The 15,838-nt window shown below is 71.7% G+C and carries 14 protein-coding genes and 3 pseudogenes; 5 read left to right on the top strand and 12 right to left on the bottom strand.

Annotation, left to right across the window (positions count from 1 at the left end; translation table 11 throughout):
- Positions 1–155 precede the first annotated feature (155 nt).
- Both MUY22_RS35290 and MUY22_RS35295 read right to left on the bottom strand, forming a co-directional pair.
- Positions 156–977 (bottom strand): maleylpyruvate isomerase family mycothiol-dependent enzyme, encoded by an 822-nt coding sequence (locus tag MUY22_RS35290; protein WP_247051506.1) that lies wholly within the window; start codon positions 975–977, stop codon positions 156–158.
- Positions 978–1,163: 186 nt separating this feature from the next.
- Positions 1,164–1,730, bottom strand: a complete 567-nt coding sequence (locus MUY22_RS35295) for a TetR family transcriptional regulator (RefSeq protein ID WP_247051507.1) — start codon at positions 1,728–1,730, stop codon at positions 1,164–1,166.
- Between the two features lie 99 nt (positions 1,731–1,829).
- Here MUY22_RS35295 and MUY22_RS35300 point away from each other — a divergent pair, with 99 nt between their 5' ends.
- Positions 1,830–2,729: an oxidoreductase gene (locus MUY22_RS35300; protein WP_247051508.1), complete on the top strand. Its 900-nt coding sequence runs from the start codon at positions 1,830–1,832 to the stop codon at positions 2,727–2,729.
- A gap of 14 nt (positions 2,730–2,743) precedes the next feature.
- Entirely contained in the window at positions 2,744–3,706 is a 963-nt protein-coding gene (locus tag MUY22_RS35305) for an alpha/beta hydrolase (protein WP_247051509.1), read from the top strand.
- A 99-nt stretch (positions 3,707–3,805) separates the two neighbouring features.
- Here the strand turns inward: MUY22_RS35305 and MUY22_RS35310 are convergent.
- From MUY22_RS35310 to MUY22_RS35320, 3 genes and pseudogenes are all read right to left on the bottom strand, one after another.
- Positions 3,806–5,167 (bottom strand): annotated as a pseudogene (locus MUY22_RS35310) (thioesterase domain-containing protein); the annotation flags it as partial.
- A 47-nt stretch (positions 5,168–5,214) separates the two neighbouring features.
- Entirely contained in the window at positions 5,215–6,927 is a 1,713-nt protein-coding gene (locus MUY22_RS35315; RefSeq protein ID WP_247051511.1) for a fatty acyl-AMP ligase, read from the bottom strand.
- A 16-nt stretch (positions 6,928–6,943) separates the two neighbouring features.
- Positions 6,944–7,276: a hypothetical protein gene (locus MUY22_RS35320; RefSeq protein ID WP_247051512.1), complete on the bottom strand. Its 333-nt coding sequence runs from the start codon at positions 7,274–7,276 to the stop codon at positions 6,944–6,946.
- A gap of 644 nt (positions 7,277–7,920) precedes the next feature.
- On the opposite strand from MUY22_RS35320, the pseudogene MUY22_RS35325 reads away from it, so the two are divergent.
- Both MUY22_RS35325 and MUY22_RS49835 read left to right on the top strand, forming a co-directional pair.
- Positions 7,921–8,118, top strand: a pseudogene (locus tag MUY22_RS35325) (cold-shock protein); the annotation flags it as partial.
- Positions 8,119–8,148: 30 nt separating this feature from the next.
- Positions 8,149–8,868, top strand: coding sequence for a cold-shock protein (locus tag MUY22_RS49835; RefSeq protein ID WP_371827703.1), 720 nt, complete (start codon positions 8,149–8,151; stop codon positions 8,866–8,868).
- Positions 8,869–8,886: 18 nt separating this feature from the next.
- Here MUY22_RS49835 and MUY22_RS35345 read toward each other — a convergent pair.
- From MUY22_RS35345 to MUY22_RS35360, 4 genes and pseudogenes are all read right to left on the bottom strand, one after another.
- Positions 8,887–9,245, bottom strand: a pseudogene (locus MUY22_RS35345) (transposase); the annotation flags it as partial.
- 140 nt (positions 9,246–9,385) lie between these two features.
- Positions 9,386–10,381: a YdcF family protein gene (locus MUY22_RS35350; RefSeq protein ID WP_247051513.1), complete on the bottom strand. Its 996-nt coding sequence runs from the start codon at positions 10,379–10,381 to the stop codon at positions 9,386–9,388.
- Between the two features lie 104 nt (positions 10,382–10,485).
- Positions 10,486–12,009, bottom strand: a complete 1,524-nt coding sequence (locus MUY22_RS35355; protein ID WP_247051514.1) for a catalase — start codon at positions 12,007–12,009, stop codon at positions 10,486–10,488.
- Positions 12,006–12,443, bottom strand: a complete 438-nt coding sequence (locus MUY22_RS35360) for a Fur family transcriptional regulator (protein WP_247051515.1) — start codon at positions 12,441–12,443, stop codon at positions 12,006–12,008. The genes MUY22_RS35355 and MUY22_RS35360 overlap by 4 nt, the downstream gene beginning before the upstream one ends.
- Positions 12,444–12,550: 107 nt before the next feature.
- On the opposite strand from MUY22_RS35360, the gene MUY22_RS35365 reads away from it, so the two are divergent.
- Positions 12,551–12,904, top strand: a complete 354-nt coding sequence (locus MUY22_RS35365) for a DNA polymerase ligase N-terminal domain-containing protein (RefSeq protein ID WP_247051516.1) — start codon at positions 12,551–12,553, stop codon at positions 12,902–12,904.
- Here the strand turns inward: MUY22_RS35365 and MUY22_RS35370 are convergent.
- The 3 genes from MUY22_RS35370 to MUY22_RS35380 all read right to left on the bottom strand — a co-directional run bounded on the left by MUY22_RS35370 (position 12,901) and on the right by MUY22_RS35380 (position 15,736).
- On the bottom strand, positions 12,901–13,509 hold the full coding sequence (locus MUY22_RS35370; protein WP_247051517.1) for a TetR/AcrR family transcriptional regulator: 609 nt from the start codon (positions 13,507–13,509) through the stop codon (positions 12,901–12,903). The two genes, MUY22_RS35365 and MUY22_RS35370, sit on opposite strands and share 4 nt — an antisense overlap.
- A gap of 32 nt (positions 13,510–13,541) precedes the next feature.
- A complete protein-coding gene (locus MUY22_RS35375) occupies positions 13,542–14,951 on the bottom strand; it encodes an MDR family MFS transporter (protein ID WP_247051518.1) in 1,410 nt (469 codons plus the stop codon).
- A gap of 68 nt (positions 14,952–15,019) precedes the next feature.
- On the bottom strand, positions 15,020–15,736 hold the full coding sequence (locus MUY22_RS35380) for a DUF998 domain-containing protein (RefSeq protein WP_247051519.1): 717 nt from the start codon (positions 15,734–15,736) through the stop codon (positions 15,020–15,022).
- Between the last annotated feature and the right edge of the window lie 102 nt (positions 15,737–15,838).

Consider the following 15,838-nt stretch of genomic DNA (forward strand, 5'->3'; position numbering starts at 1 on the left):
TGTGGTGGCCGCTCGCCCGGGCCCGGAGTGCCCAGGGAGCTCCGCGGTCAAACACACGTCTTCATCCCATCGGGCCACGGGGGACGGACCGGCGGGACGGACGTCGCTCAGGGGCCGTCGACCGACCTCGGGATCACCGCCGCCGCACCGTGCCGCTATTCCGACACGTGGGCGGTGTGCTTCAGCCAGTGTTCGGCCAGCGCGACCTTGCCCTCGGTGATGACGTAGCCGGCCTTCTTGCCCGTCAGGGGAATCCGGCGCGTCATGACGAACAGCAGCGACTTCGCCTGACCGCTGACGGTCACGTCGGCCGTGCCGTTGCGGTCCCAGCGCGTGCCTTCGGCGTAGCGCTCGACGTACCACTCGCCGGAGTTGCCGAGGCCGGGTTCGTCGGTGGCGTGCCAGTGCAGGACCTCGCCGCCACCGCGGATCGCCTTCGCCGAGACCGGGCTCTGCTGCTCCCACGTCGGCGAGGTGAGCATGGCCAGGTGGTTGGTGATGAGATCCGCGGCGGTGGCGGCGTCGAGGTCGTAGCCGAGGTCGTAGTCGTCGCCCGCGGCCGCGGCCGCGTCGTAACCGTGGATGACGGCCTCGTTGAGCAGGCTGTGCAGCCAGAACTCCGCGCCGGTCCGCTTGTCGTCGGCGGCGTTGAACACCGAGTCCGCCAGCGCCTCGTCGGAGCAGGCCGCGACCGCGCGGGCGGCGGCGTCGGACAGCCAGTCCTGCCACTCCGCGACCTTGGGCGCCTTGGGCTTCTCGGCGCTGGGCAGCTCGGTCGGGTCGCTGACCCGGCGCTCGACGAGCTCGGACACCCAGTGCAGCGTCTGGCCGACGTGCTGGACCAGGTCTTTCACCGTCCAGTCCGGGCAGGTCGGCACCGAAGTCCTGGCACCGGCCGTGACAGCGGATTTCGCCAGCCGCAGCACGTGGTCCTCGAGTGCCAGCCGGCAGCGTTCCGCGTTCAGCTCGGGAATCATGTGTTCGCCCTTCCGTGCTTCATCAGCTCGAGTTCACGGCTCGCCCGATCCGGGGATCGCCGAACTCGCCACCGCGTCCTGACTGACGGTGTACCGCTCCGCGCGCTGCCGCAAACGGTTCGGCCGACAATCACGGACCCGCCGTCCACATAAGGCTTTTTCGAAGAAGTGGCGGCCCTCTGCCGGCTACGGCTCGACCAGTCTGCGTACGGCGTCGACGATCGTGGCGCGTCTGGCCGCGTGCTCCTGGGGGCCCAGGTCGCTGATCTCCTGGTTTTGGTGGGCCCACATCGAGGCGGTGTTGATGGTGAGCATCAGCAGTTCCGGGGCGGTGAAACGCGTGGACAGCCTGCCTTCCTCCTGGGCCTGCCGGATCGCGTCGAACTTCGCCCGGTTCGCCTTGGTGATGGCTTCGATCGCCGGCCGGCGACCCGGCTGCTCCAGCCGGTGCCACGCGGCGAGGCGCATCACCTCCGGATGAGCGGTCTGCCCGTCGAAGAGGGCGCCCGCGTACTCCGGCAGGTCGTCGGGGGAGAGCGGGGCCTGCTCCGTCGTCCGCACGACGACCTGGTCGAACACGGCGTGGAAGAGTTCCTCCTTGCCGCCGAAGTAGGTGTAGACGAGGCCCACGCTGCACCGGGCCCGGCCGGCGAGCCGGTCGATCCGCGCGCCGGCGATGCCGTGCTCGGCGAACTCGGCCAGCGCGGCCTCCAGCAGTGCGCGGCGCTTCGCCTCGGGATCTCGGGGTGTCATGCGACCCACGCTATTGAGTGAACGTTCATTTGACAAGTTGGGACGGACCGTGCTTACCTGGACGGGTCGAATTGAATGAACGTTCACTTAGGAGTTGGGATGGACATCCCTTCGCAGGTCGGGAAGCGTGCACTGGTCACCGGGGGCACCGGCGGGATCGGGTTCGAGACGGTGGTGGCGCTGGCCGGGGCCGGGGCCGAGGTGGTCGTCGCCGGCCGGGGGAGGGCCAAGGTCGACCAGGCGGTCGCCGCGGTGCGCGAGGCCGTCGGCACCGCCAAGGTGGAGGGGCTGGTGCTCGACCTGGCCTCGCTGGCCTCGATCGACGGGGCCGCCTCCGCCGTGCTCGCCGGCGGGCAGCCACTCGACCTGCTGATCAACAACGCGGGCGTCATGGCCGTGCCCGAGCGGCGGGAGACCGCGGACGGGTTCGAGCTGACCTTCGGGACCAACCACCTCGGGCACTTCGCGCTGACCGGGCGCCTGCTGCCGGCCCTGCTGGCCGCGCCCGCGGCCCGGGTGGTGACGGTGAGCGCGAAGGTGGCGCGGAACAAGGGCGCGACGCTCGAGGATCCGCTGAGCGCGCAGTCCTACGGCTCGGGGATGGCCTCGTACACGAAGTCGAAGCTGGCGAACGTGGTCTTCACGCTGGAGCTGGCGCGACGGGCGGCCGGAACCAGGATCACCGCCGTCGCCGTGCACCCGGGCACGAGCAACACGGGGCTGCAGCAGCACCTGCCGAAGTACATGCAGGTCATGGCGTCGGTGGTGCTCGAGCGGTTCGTGGGCCAGAGCCCGGCCGACGCGGCCCGGCCGTCCCTGTATGCCGCGACGAACTCCGGCGTCAAGGCGGGTGACTTCGTCGTGCCGGACGGGCGCGCCGAGCTTCGCGGGGCTCCGCACGTCGCCGAGATGCCCCCGGCCGCCACCGATCCCGCCGTCGGGCGTCGGCTGTGGGAACTGTCCGAACAGCTGACGCACGTCAGCTACTCCTTCCGGTGAAAGGGCTTTCCGCCATGACCTTCCGGTTCGAATCCGTGTCCGAGTCCACTTTGGACCAGATGCGCGGGATCAACGCACAGCTCGCCGCCGCCGACCTCCCGGACCCCACCACCGCCGAAGGGCTGGCGGTGATGCGCGGAACGACGTTCCAGGTCCCGGCGGCGACCGAGCTGGTTCCGACCGACCGCAGGGTGTCCGGGCCCGCGGGCGAGGCGACCGTGCGGATCATCCGGCCGGCCGGCCCGGTGACCGGCGTCGTGTTCCACGTGCACGGCGGCGGTTTCGTGCTCGGCGCGCCCGCGGACGACGACGCGATCAACGACCTGCTGGCGCGCACGGCGGGCGTCGCCGTGGTGTCCACCCGCTACCGGCTCGCACCGGAGCACACGTTCCCCGCTCCGATCGAGGACTGCCTCGCGGCGGCGGTGTGGCTGGCGGGCGCGGTGGAGGAGGAGTTCGGCACCGACCGGATCGTGGTGTCCGGGTACTCGGCGGGCGGCAACCTGGCGGCGCACACGTTACTGCTCCTGCGGGACGGCTTCCCCGAGCTGTTCGGACGAGTCGTCGGAGCGAGCCTGGTGTTCGGGGTCTACGACCTGTCGCGCACGCCGAGTTCACGCTCGGCCACGCCGGACACCCCGGTGCTGCCGCCGCGCTGGCTCGACCAGTTTGTCGGGCTGGCGTTCCCGGGGCTGGACAAGGAGAAGCTCCGCGACGGCGGTATCTCCCCGCTCTATGCCGACCTGCACGGAATGCCGCCGGCCCTGTTCACCGTGGGAGAACGAGACCCCCTGCTGGACGACTCGCTGTTCATGGCCGCACGCTGGCGCGCCGCGGGCGGGCGAAGCGAACTGGCGGTGTGGCCGGAGTCCCCACACGGTTTCGTCGGAATGACCCCACCGACCGGCCTGCCGGCACAGCACCGGATCAACGCATGGGTGAAGGCGCTGCTGAGCGAGAAGCAACCGGCCGAGTGAGAGGCGACCGCCGCGTTGCCGGAGAAGGTGAACGCGGCGGCCAATTTCGTGACGGCGGGCTCTGTGGCCGCGGCTCCAGCGTGCGCGGACCAGTCCGGGTCACGACCACAGCAGGCCCGCCAGGTGCCGCGCGATGACGCCGACGTGCGGCGGGTCCACGACCGACAGGTGGTGCGCGGGCACCGGCACGATCTCCAGGCGCGGGCACAGGTCCGCCCAGCCCGCCGCGGCGTCGGTGCGGGAGTACCGCGGTTCCATGGCCAGCCCGGCGGCGTACGGCTCGGTCGCCCGGTAGAGCACGACCCGGCCGTCGTAGGGCGGCGGCACCGCGCGTTCGGCGGCGAGAGTGTCCGAAAAGGACTGACGCTGGCGCCGCAGCACGCCGGGGCCGAGCAGCCCGGCCTCGGCGACCCGTCGCACGGTCAGCTCGATCTGCTCCTCCTCGGGCAGCGGCGCGAGCTCGTCGTGACCGAGGCGGACGGCCCGGCCGTAGGTGCCTTCGACGTACCCGGTGAACCGCAGGAACCGCCGCGCCGACGACGCCCGCGGGTCGAGGTCCGGTTCCGGCAGGGGCAGCGTGGTGTCGATGAGGGCGACGAGGTCGACGTCCGCGCCCTCCTCGGCGAGCTTCGCGGCGACGCCGTAGGCCAGCGCCCCGCCGAACGACCAGCCGGCCAGCCGGTAGGGCCCGTCCCGCTGGGCCTCGCGCACCAGCGGCAGCAGCCGGTCGACGCGCTCCTCGACGCTGCCCCCGGGGACGCGTTCGAAGCCGACGCACGGCAGCGCTTCGGGCAGCCGCTCCAGCAGCGGCCGGTAGACCGTGCACGTGCTCCCGCCGGGGTGGAACAGCAGCAGCGGCGTGACGCCGGCGTCCCCGGGCGCGAGGACGTGGACCGGCCCGCGTTCCTCCCGGGTGTCGAGGACGGCCCGCGCGACGTCGGCGACGGCGGCCAGGGAGTCGTGCCGCAGCAGGTCGACGGCGTCGACCGGGGTGTCCAGCTCGGTCGTGAGCCCATCGGCGAGCAGCTGGGCGAGGCGTACGGGCCGGTCGGTGCCGGACAGCAGGACGTGCGTGCCGCTCGGCTCGGTCCCGGTGTGCGCGGCCCACAGCCGCAGGACCAGCCGGTCGGCGGCGTCCCAGGCCCGCCCGCGCGCCGGTCGCGGGGACTCGCCTTGCCGGAGGGCGAGATCGCGGTTGAGGTCGGCGAGGGTGGTGCCCCGCGGGACGGTCGCGGCATCCGGTCCGGTGCCGGGCTCCGCGCGTGGCGCCGGCCCGCGCCGGCCCGGTGGCGCCACGGCGGTCACGGTTCCGGACCCCGATCCGGAACCGCGGTTCAGCTCGGCAGGCCCCCCGGCCGTCGAGGTGAACCAGTGCCGCTCGTGGCGCCACCGCATCGGCGGGACGTCCACCGGCCGGGCCCCGTCACGCGGCTCGGCCGGCGTGACCCGCATCCCCGCGCACGTGGCCGGGACGACGTCGGGCTCGCCGCCGCCGGGCGAGAGGTTTCTCATCGCACCAAGGCCTTTCCGTACGCGTGGGCGAGGTAGCGGTCGCGGCAGGCGCTGCGGGCGATCTTGCCGCTGGACGTCCGCGGGACCTGGCCCCGCGGCACGAGGACGACGTCGCGCAGCGCCAGCCCGTGCGCGGCGGCCACGAGCCGCCGGACCGTCGCGGTCAGGTCCCGTTCGGACTGCTCGGACAGCTCGGCGTGGCCGCGGTGCTCTGCGACGACGACCGCGCCCCCGGTGTCGGCCGCCGCGACGGCGAACGCGGCCACGCTGCCCGGGCGGATCGCCTGGTTCGCGTCGGCGACGGTCGCCTCGACGTCCTGCGGGTAGTGGTTGCGGCCGTCGACGATGACGAGGTCCTTGAGCCGGCCGGCGATGTAGAGCGCGCCGTCGTGGCGGACGCCGAGGTCGCCGGTGCGCAGCCACGGCCCGGCCGGCAACCCACGTTGGTCGCCGGTCAGCCGGGCGCCGAAGGTTTCCGTGCTGTCGATCGGCTGCTGCCAGTACCCGTCGCCGACGTTGGGGCCGTGGACCCAGATCTCGCCGACCGCCCCGTCCGGGAGCGCGACGGCGGTGTCCGGGTCGACGAGCGCCACGTGCTGGCCCGCCGGCGCACCGCAGGCGACCAGCCGGACGCCGTCACCCGCCTCGATCGCGACGCCTTCGCCGAGCGCGTCGCGGTCGAACGTCGTGACGCGCGGAGCGGCGTCGGCGGTGGTCACGAAGACGGTCGCCTCGGCCAGGCCGTAGGACGGGCGCGTCTGCCGCGGCCGGTAGCCGGCGACGGCGAAGGCCGTGTGGAACCGGTCGAGGAAGTCCGGGTTGATCGGCTCGGCCCCGTTGATGATCCCGGCGACGCCGCCGAGGCGCAGCCGGGCGCGGTCGGCTTCCCGCACGCGGCTCGCGCAGTAGCGGAAGGCGAAGTTCGGCGCGGCGGTCCACGCGCCGGGCCGGTCACCGAGCAGTTCCAGCCAGCGGATCGGGCGTTCGATGAAGGCCAGCGGGTCCATCAGCACCGAGCGCAGGCCCAGCACCAGCGGCGTGATCAGGCCGAGGACCAGACCCATTTCGTGGAACAGCGGCAGCCACGAGACCGTCGTCGCCTCCTCGGGGTCGAGGCCGAGCCCGCGGGTGGCCTGCCGCACGTTGGCGAGCACGTTCGCGTGGGTCAGCACCACGCCGGCGGGAGAGCGGGTGGAGCCGCACGTGTACTGCAGGTACGCGACGTCGCTTGCCTGCGCTTCCGGGGCGGGCCTCGTCCGGACCGCGTCGACGCGGTCGACGGCCACGACGGCCACGCCGGCTCCGAGCAACTCCTCGACGGCGGGCCGCGCGGCGGACGTCGTGACGACGGCCGCGGGCGCGCAGTCGGCGAGCACCGCGGTGAGCCGCCCGGCGCGCCCGGGCAGGCCGGGAGCGAACAGCGGCACGGCGATCGCGCCCGCGGCGATCGCGGCGAGGAACCCGACGACGTAGTCGATGCCCTGCGGGCAGAGCACGGCCACCCGGTCGCCGGGCCGGACCGGCAGCGCGCCCGCCGCGGCGTCGACGCGCCGGGCCAGCTCCCGCCAGGTGAGGGTCCGCCGCCGCCCGTCGCGGTCGGCGCTGAAGTCGGCGAAGGTCAGCGCGGGGTCGTCGGCCTTGACCTTCGCCCAGTGCCGCAGGCACGCGGTCAGGGTGTCAGTCGCCGGGCTCTCCGGGGCCAGGTTCATGGGGTTCTCCTCCGGTCTATCGGGCCGGCCGCGGCGCCGCGTGCTGCCACGCGGTGACGGCCAGGGTGTCGAGGTCGGTGGCTCCGGCGACGGTGCGCAGTCGTGTCAGGACCTGGTGGTAGGACGGGGTTTCCGCGCTGGCGACGTCGAAGGTGCCGCGTGGCGCGAGCGGAACCGCGCCGGCTGGCAGCAGGACGGCCACGGGAACAGCGGGCGGCAGCGAAACCGGACGCATTGTTTCCGGTTCTCCCGTCGAGCCGGAAATAGTGCCGGCCGCGGCCACGACGATCAGCAGGGCCGCGACGCGCACCAGCGGAAAACGGGACGGGCGATGATTTCGGGCAGTCATGGACCCGCCCTTTCCGGTGGATTCTAGGGTTCGCGGTCCCGCGGTGGAACGGCGTGTGCGGTGGCCGTCGACCCGGCGGCGCAGGGCGAACGCTACGACAAGTAATCGGTTACCGGAAGAGTGTCAAGAAAACGTAAAAGCTCTTCATCTACTGGGGGTGACCTGCGAAATCACCATGATTTGGCTGGTGAAGCCCAAGGGTTACCCGTGGGTACGACGACTGTGATCACGATGGGTGATCGCAGGCTCACCCGCGTGGGGGAGTGTTCGCTTTTCTGTTCTCTTCCCTTCGCTTTGTCCGGCCGGGTGGCGGACAAGACAATTGCTGTTCCAGGCCGGGTTCCTCTGGCTTGTGCGCATGCCCCGGATGTTTTTCGGGTGATCGCTGTCACTTTTTCGAATTCGATCGATCGACCGGAGAAGGGAATACGCACGCACAGAAATCGCCGCCGAGACCACCGTCGGCGGTGACCCGCGGACGGCTGGACCCGACCAGGTGTCCCGCTGTTCCGCGGCGTGTCGCTAGGTGAGCCAACGGCCCGCCCCTGGCTCCGCACCGCCCGCCGGTGGACCCGGCCCGACGGACCGGAGGTCTGTCAGAGAGACTGGGGGCCAGTGCCCGCCCTCTCGACCTGGAGCCGTTGATGCCGCAAGGGACCGTCCGTTGGTTCGACGCCGAACGTGGTTTCGGCTTCCTCGCGCCCGAGGACGGCTCGCCGGACGTGTTCGTGCACGCCTCCGAGATCGTCGGGGACGGCGGCGCGAAAGTGCTCCGCGAGGGTCAGGCCGTCGTGTTCGAGGTCGGCGAGAACGACCGCGGGCCCCAGGCGCTGCACGTTCGCGTCACCGCCGATGCGGCCACCGGCAGCGCCGTGGGCCTGCTCGGCACCGTCACCTGGTACGAGCCGGGCAAGGGGTACGGCTTCGCGTCGCCGGACGGCGGCGGCGCCGACATCTTCGTGCACAGCTCCGCCATCGTGACCGGCGGCGTGGTCACCGAGGGGCAGCGGGTGGCCTTCCTGATCGTCGAGGGCGAGCGCGGCCCGCAGGCCGGGCACGTGATCCCGCTGGGAGAAGGGGCCGGCTCACCCGCTGCGGCCGGTATCGCGGACGGTGCCGACGGCACGGTGGCCTGGTACGACGAGGACAAGGGCTTCGGCTTCATCAACCCCGATTCCGGCGCTGGGGACGTCTTCGTTCACGCCCGGGCCCTGGCGGAGGGGCTGACGTGGCTCGCGGAGGGCGACCGCGTCGCCTACGAGGTGGCCAGTGGAGACAAGGGCCCGCAGGCCCGCGACGTGCACCTGGTCCGGGGCGCCGAGCCCCAGACGGCGCCGCAGCGGCCGGCACCTGCCGCGGCCGCAGGGCCGGCGGCGCGGGACGTGCCCGCACGAGGCGGCGAGGGCGTCGTCGCGCGCTACGACGACGACCGCGGCTTCGGCTTCATCACCCCGGACGCAGGCGGCGACGATCTCTTCGCCCACGCGTCCGTGATCACGGGGTCGGAGCCGCTGCAGAAGGGTGACCGGGTCCGGTACGCGGTGCGTCAGAGCGACCGGGGCCCGCAGGCCGACCGCATCGAACGCCTCTGACGAGGCGGCCCGTTCGATCCGGTCGTAGCGCAGCCCGAGGCGTTTGAACCGCAGCAGCCAGGAGATGGTGCGTTCGACGACCCAGCGGACCCGGCCGAGGCGGGACTTGCCCTCAATCCCGCGCCGGGCGATAGGGACCTTGATACCGCGGCGGGTCAGGTAGCCGCGGCAGCGGCGGTAGTCGTAGCCCTTGTCGGCATGCAGCTTGTCCGGTCGGCATCGTGGCCGGCCCGCCCGGCCGTGGTGGCCGCGCACGGTCGGGTGCTTGCCGCCGACGACATGATGTGCAGCGGTAGCCCGTTCGCGTCGCACAGAACGTGGTGCTTGGAGCCGGCTTTACCCCGGTCAGTGGGGCTCCGGCCGGTCAGCTCGCCACGACTGCTCACGATCGACGACCAGGACCCCCGCCGTGATTCCCGAGCCGGCCGCTCAGGTCGGGCACCGCAAACGCCGCGGTTCCCTCAGCGGACGTGCTGCACGCCGTGATCACTTGGACCAGGACTTTGTCGGACGCGTCCTAGACGACGGCGAGTGCGACGCCCGCCCCGGTGATCAGGACGCACGCCGCGATCGTGGTGCGGCGGTAGTGCAGGATCAGCGCCGCGAACTCGCGCAGCAGGGCGCTCGGCAGGAAGTAGCGCGCGGTGGGGGAGCCGGTCGCGTGGATCGGCAGCCCGAGGCGGCGGCACTCCACCGCCGTGCGGAAGACGTGGTAGTTGCTCGTCACGGCCAGCACCCGGCCCGCCCGATCGGACTGGGGGAGCAGCGCGGCCGAGAACCGCAGGTTCTCCTCGGTCGTCGTCGCCTGGTCCTCGCGGCGGATCCGGTCCTCCGGGACGCCGCGCTCGCGCAGGTAGCCGTGCATCGCGTCGGCCTCCGTGACGCTCTCGCCCGGGCCCTTCCCGCCGGAGACGACCAGCAGCGGCGGGTGCGCGGGTTCCCGTTCGTAGAGCCGGATCGCGCGGTCGAGGCGGCCGGCGAGCAGGGGCGGGACGCGGTCGCCGGCGAGCCCGCAGCCGAGGACGATGATCGCCTCGACGTCCCGGTGGCGCCCGACCCGGCTGTAGAGCACGGAGTAGACCAGCAGCGACGTGAGCAGGAACCCGAAGTAACTCGTGAGCACGATGGCGATCGCCACCAGTGCCGTGCCCCAGCGGCCGAGCGGGACGAAGAAGAGCACTTCGAGCGTGATCAGCCCGACGCCCAGGGCCAGTGACAGCAGGTTTCCCTTGCTGCGGCCTTCCTTCCGCCACATCTGCGCGCCGTTGAAGATCAGCGCGGCGGGCAGCACCAGCGCGACGATCACCGCGATCGCCGCCAGCAGCACGGCGACGATCGGGGTCAGCCACTCGAGGTGCAGGGCCTCGCGCAGCAGCCAGGCGCCGGTCAGCAGCAACGCGACCCCGAGCCAGACGGCGTTCCCGAGCCGGCGCGGTTCGCGCGCGAGCCGGATCAGGAAGACGAGCAGCGCGACACCGGCGGCCAAGGGCAGCGCGGCTCCGGCGAAGTTCACCCGGCCTCCCCTGACTGTTCCCCCACGAGGAAGTCAACGTAGCCGAGGGACTCCGGGGCCGCGAACCGGGGCGAGTCACCCGGGAGAGTGACTCGCCCCGTTCGTCAGGCCTTCTTCTGCATGCTCGACCGGGCGGGGTTCGCCTGCTTCGCCGCCTTCGGGTCCTTCTCGTCGGCCTTGGCGCGGACGCCCGACTCGATCCGGTCGCCGATGTCCTTGTCGACGTTGCGCCAGTAGTCGAAGGCGCGCTGCAGCACCGGCTCGGTGACGCCGTTGAGCAGGTGACCCACGACGTTGTCGACGAACCGCTCGCGGCCGGCGTCGTCGAAGACCTCACGGATCATCGTGCCGGCCTGGCCCCAGTCGTCGTCCTCCTCGCGCAGCGTGTACGCCGTGCGGACCATGTCGCCGTCGGTGTGCCAGCCCGCCGGCCGGCCGTACTTCGCGACATCGGCGTGCGGGCCGCTCTTGGAGTTCGGCGCGTACACCGGGTCGGCGACCTTGGTGTAGCGCATCGCGCCGTCCTTGCTGTAGCTGTGCACCGGCGACACGGGCGCGTTGACCGGCAGCTGCTTGTAGTTCGCGCCGATCCGGTAGCGGTGCGCGTCCGGGTAGGAGAACAGCCGGCCCAGCAGCATCTTGTCCGGGCTCGCGCCGATCCCCGGCACCAGGTTGCTCGGCTCGAACGCGGCCTGCTCGATCTCGGTGTGGTGGTCGGTCGGGTTCCGGTCCAGCGTCATCCGGCCGACGTCGATGAGCGGGTAGTCGGCGTGCGGCCACACCTTCGTGAGGTCGAACGGGTTGAACCGGTAGGTCTTGGCGTCCTCGAACGGCATGACCTGGACCTTGAGCGTCCAGCTGGGATGGTCGCCGGCCTCGATCGACTCGTACAGGTCGCGCGTGTGGTAGTCGGTGTCGGCGGCGGCCATCTGGTCGGCCTCGTCCTGGGTGAAGGTCTCGACACCCTGGTCGGTCTTGAAGTGGTACTTCACCCAGAAGCGCTCACCGCCGGCGTTGACCCACATGTAGGTGTGCGAGCTGTAGCCGTTCATGTGGCGCCAGGTCCGCGGGATGCCGCGGTCGCCCATCAGCCACGTCACCTGGTGCGCCGACTCCGGCGACAGCGTCCAGAAGTCCCACTGCATGTCGTGGTCGCGCAGGTTGTTGTCGGCGCGGCGCTTCTGCGAGCGGATGAAGTGCTGGAACTTCAACGGGTCGCGCAGGAAGAACACCGGGGTGTTGTTCCCGACCATGTCGTAGTTGCCTTCGCTGGTGTAGAACTTGACCGCGAAGCCGCGCGGGTCGCGCCAGGTGTCGGGGCTGCCCCGCTCGCCGGCGACGGTGGAGAACCGGATCAGCAGGTCGGTCTTCGTCCCCGGCTGGAACACCGCGGCCTTCGTGTACGCGCTGACGTCGCCGGTCACCTCGAACCGCCCGAAGGCACCACTGCCTTTGGCGTGCGGCTGCCGCTCGGGGACGCGCTCGCGGTTGAACTGCGCCATCTGCTCGATGAGGTAGTTGTCGTGCAGCAGGATCGGGCCGTCCGCCCCGACGGTGAGCGAGTGTTCGTCGCTTTCGACGGGAATGCCGGCGTCGGTGGTGGTCGGTTCGGGATGGATCTGCGTCACTGCGGTCCTCTTTCTGCGTGGTGGTTCGCGGCGCACCCGGGGCAGAAGCCCCAGAACACCACTTCCGCCTCGTCGATGGTGAAGCCGTGCCCGGTGCCGGGGGTGAGGCAGGGTGTGGCGCCGACCGCGCAGTCGACGTCCTCGGTCCGCCCGCACCCGCGGCACACGACGTGGTGGTGGTTGTCCCCGGCTCGCCGCTCGAACCGGGCGGGGTGCCCGGGCAGCTCGATCCGCCGGATCAGGCCGGCTTCCGTGCACGCGCCCAGGACGTCGTAGATCGCCTGGGTGGACACGGAGTCCAGCATGGCGCGGACGCCGGTGCCGATGGCGTCCACAGTGGAATGAGGGTGCTGCGCCAGCCAGGTCAGCACCGCCCGCCGGGGCGCGGTTACCCGCAGACCCGCCGCTCGTAACATGCCGGCCGCATCGCTCATGACTCCCCACCGTGCGCCTGTTTCTGGACTGGGTCAAGTCCACGGAAGGACGGTTTCGAAGGGGTGAAACCGGGTACACGCCAGGAACTTCTGGCATCGTGAGCGGGATGGAAGACCTGCGCCCGGCGTTCGTGCTCCACGAGCACTGGCGGCCCCGGCACCACTTCGACCTGCGCTTGGAGGAGAACGGCGTGCTGCGGTCGTGGGCCGTCCCGCGCGGCCTGCCGCCGACCTCGGGCGCCAACCGGCTCGCGGTTGCCGTGCCCGACCACGCGATGGATCACCTCGGCTACGAGGACGAGCACAAGAAGGTCGCCGACACCGGCTGGTGGGAGGAGCACGACCGCACGCCCAAGCGAATGCTGTTCACGCTGCACGGCCGGGAAGGTGACGTCCGTTACGCGTTGATCGACACGGGCCGCGACTGGCTGCTGCACCGGACCAAGGACCAGCCCGCCTAGCCCGGCAGCCCCTTCTCGATGAGCGTGAAGCAGGCGTCGATCCACGTCGCGGCGCCGTCGTCGGGGATGCGGCCGCGGACGTCGGAGCTGGTCAGCACCCGGAACGGGGTGATCAGCAACGCCGCCGCCGCGCGCGTGGCCGGGTCGAACGGGGAGCCGCCCGCCTCGGTCGCGAGCGTGGCCGCGAGGCGCTGCTCGTAGCGTTCCCACATCAGCTGCAGCCGGCTGTGCAGCGCCGGGTTCTCGCCGATCAGCCGCGCGAACGCGACGATGCCCTCGGAGTCGTCGCCGGGCAGCGTCCCGTCGATGAGCTCGTGGGCCAGGCGGCGGACCGCCTCGGCGGGCGAGGTGCCCGCCGGGCGGCCGGCCAGCCGCTGCTCGATCCGGTCGAGCAGGGAGTACTCGTCGGCGAAGACGAGGTCCTCCTTGCTGTCGAAGTAGACGAACAACGTCTTCACCGACACGTCGGAGGCCCCGGCGACCTCGGCGACGGTCACCTGGTCGAAGCCGCGCTCCCGGAACATCCGCTCGGCGTTGGCGGCCAGCGTCTCGCGGGTCAGGCGCTTCTTGCGCTCCCGCAGTCCTTCGCGCGGCTCCTCGGTCATGCCCTCACCCTTTCACAGGCAGCCGGAAACGATCAGTACTCGGGCGCTTCGGCCGTGCCGTCGGCGATTTCGCGCATCTCTTCCGACAGCGGCTTCTCCCGCATGACCAGCGCGAGCACCAGCATCACGGCCGCGATCGGGACGGTGCCGAGGAAGACGACCGAGAAGCCGTGCGCGGTGGCCGCGCCGGCCGAGGTGAGGATCGCGCCGAACACCGCGGCGCCGAACCCGCCGCCGACGCTCTTGAAGAAGTTCAGCGCGCCGGTGGCGACGCCCAGGTCCCGGTAGGCGACGGCGTTCTGCCCGGCCAGCAGCGAAACCTGGACGAAGAACCCGATCCCGGCGCCGGCCAGGACCAGCGGCGCGATCAGCCACGGCGAGGACGGCGCCGCCGCGAGCCACGCCATCGACGGGCCGGTCAGCAGGGCGCCGATGACGGGGTAGCGCTTGTAGCGGCCGGTCTTCGCGATCACCGGCCCGGCCACCGCGGTCGCCGCGACCAGGCCGACCAGGAGCGGGATCACGTACAGCCCGGCGGTGAACGCCGACGCGTGCCGCACGGTCTGCAGGAACAGCGGGACGTAGAGCATCGCCACGAACAGCACCAGCGTCGAGAGGAAGAACTGGACGGCGGAGATCACGAAGACGCCGTTGCGGAACATCGGCAGCGGCGTGATCGGCTCCGCGGCCCGGCGCTCGGCGAGGACGTAGCCCACGAGCGACACGACGGCGACGGCGATCAGCGCGAGCACCGGCGTGGTGGTCCACCCGCGGTCCGGCCCGAGCGTCGCCACCAGCAGCACCGCCGTGGTCGCCACGGTGACGAGGATCCCGCCGAGGACGTCGACCCGGCCGCGGCCGACCGGCTTCGGCAGGTGCAGGCGCGCGGCGATGGCGATGATCGCGACGACGCCGACCGGGACGTTGACGTAGAAGATCCACCGCCACGACAGCGCGTCGGAGAACAGGCCGCCGAGGAACGGCCCGGCGATCAGCGCGAGCGTCGCGACGACGCCGAGCAAAGACTGGTAGCGGCCGCGTTCCCGGGCCGGCACGACGTCGCCGATGATGGCCATGACCAGCGAGTTCAGCCCGCCACCACCGATGCCCTGCAGGGCGCGGAAGGCGATCAGCAGGCCGAGGGAGTTCGCGGCGCCGGCGAGCACCGACCCCACCAGGAAGATCACGACGCTCAGGAGGAACACCGGTTTGCGGCCGTGGAGGTCGCCGAGCTTGCCGAACAGCAGCGTGGTGACGGCGCTGGTCAGCAGGTAGGCGGTGGCGATCCACGACGCGCCGCCGACGTCGCCCAGGTCACGGGCGATGCTCGGCAGGGCGGTGGCGACGATCGTCTGGTCGAGGTTGGAGATGAACAGCACGAGCATGAGCGGGACGAGCAGCACCCCGACGCGGGTGCCCTTCCCGGTCGCGAGGTCTGGCATGGCGGTCTCCTTCGGCATCGAACTTCAGCGATGCTCAAAGGTAACTCACTTACGCTTTATCAGGATGTCTAGTGTGACGCAGGCGATAACGAAAGTGACTTACGCATTGTGGGCGTGGTCGCCGCGCGGTGCGCCCAGACGCCGAGGACGGCGAGCAGGGCGATCTCGAGGAGCATCATCAGGCGTTCGACCAGGCCGGTCGCCACGGTCGGCAGGTGGCCGCCGAGCACGACGTTCACCGCGAACGGGACGATGAACGGCAGGTAGAACGGGATCGCGGCCAGCGCCAGCCGGCGCGACCAGGTGGCGAAGCGGCGCCAGCGCGGGTCGTCGCGGTGCCGCCGCCCCAGCGCCCAGCCGACGACCGGCAGGCTGAGGCACGTCACGGCGGAGGCGTAGAGGTGGATCTTGCCGGTGGTGGTGATGGCCCCGCCCTGCGGATCCTTCGCGAAGATCGCGACGGTGAGCAGGCTGACGCACCAGAGCGCCTTCGCCGCGACGAGCGCCGGGTTGGCCAGCAGGCCGCGGCGGTAGAGCGCGACGAGCAGCAAGGCCGAGCCGGTGCTGGTGAGGATCAACGCGCCGTCCCACATCCAGCGGCCGGGAACCAGGGCGTAGTCACTGAGCATCGCGGTGACCGGATCGAGCGGCGCGAGCCGCCGATCGAGGTGCAGCACGGCGAGCAGGACGACGGCCGCGGCGAACGCGGCCTGCGCACCGGGCACGAGCAGCCGGGCGCGAAGGGAAAGGTGGGTCGGTGCGGGGGCCAGCATGCCTAGGTTCACTCCGGGGACGCTCAACGGGTTCAGGCGAAGTCGGCGACGCTACCCGTGACCATTCCGTGACCATCGCAGACGCGCCCACGCTGTGACCGACCCCACTCCCGG

This window comes from Amycolatopsis sp. WQ 127309 (assembly GCF_023023025.1).
In the GTDB taxonomy this organism is placed as follows: Bacteria; Actinomycetota; Actinomycetes; order Mycobacteriales; family Pseudonocardiaceae; genus Amycolatopsis.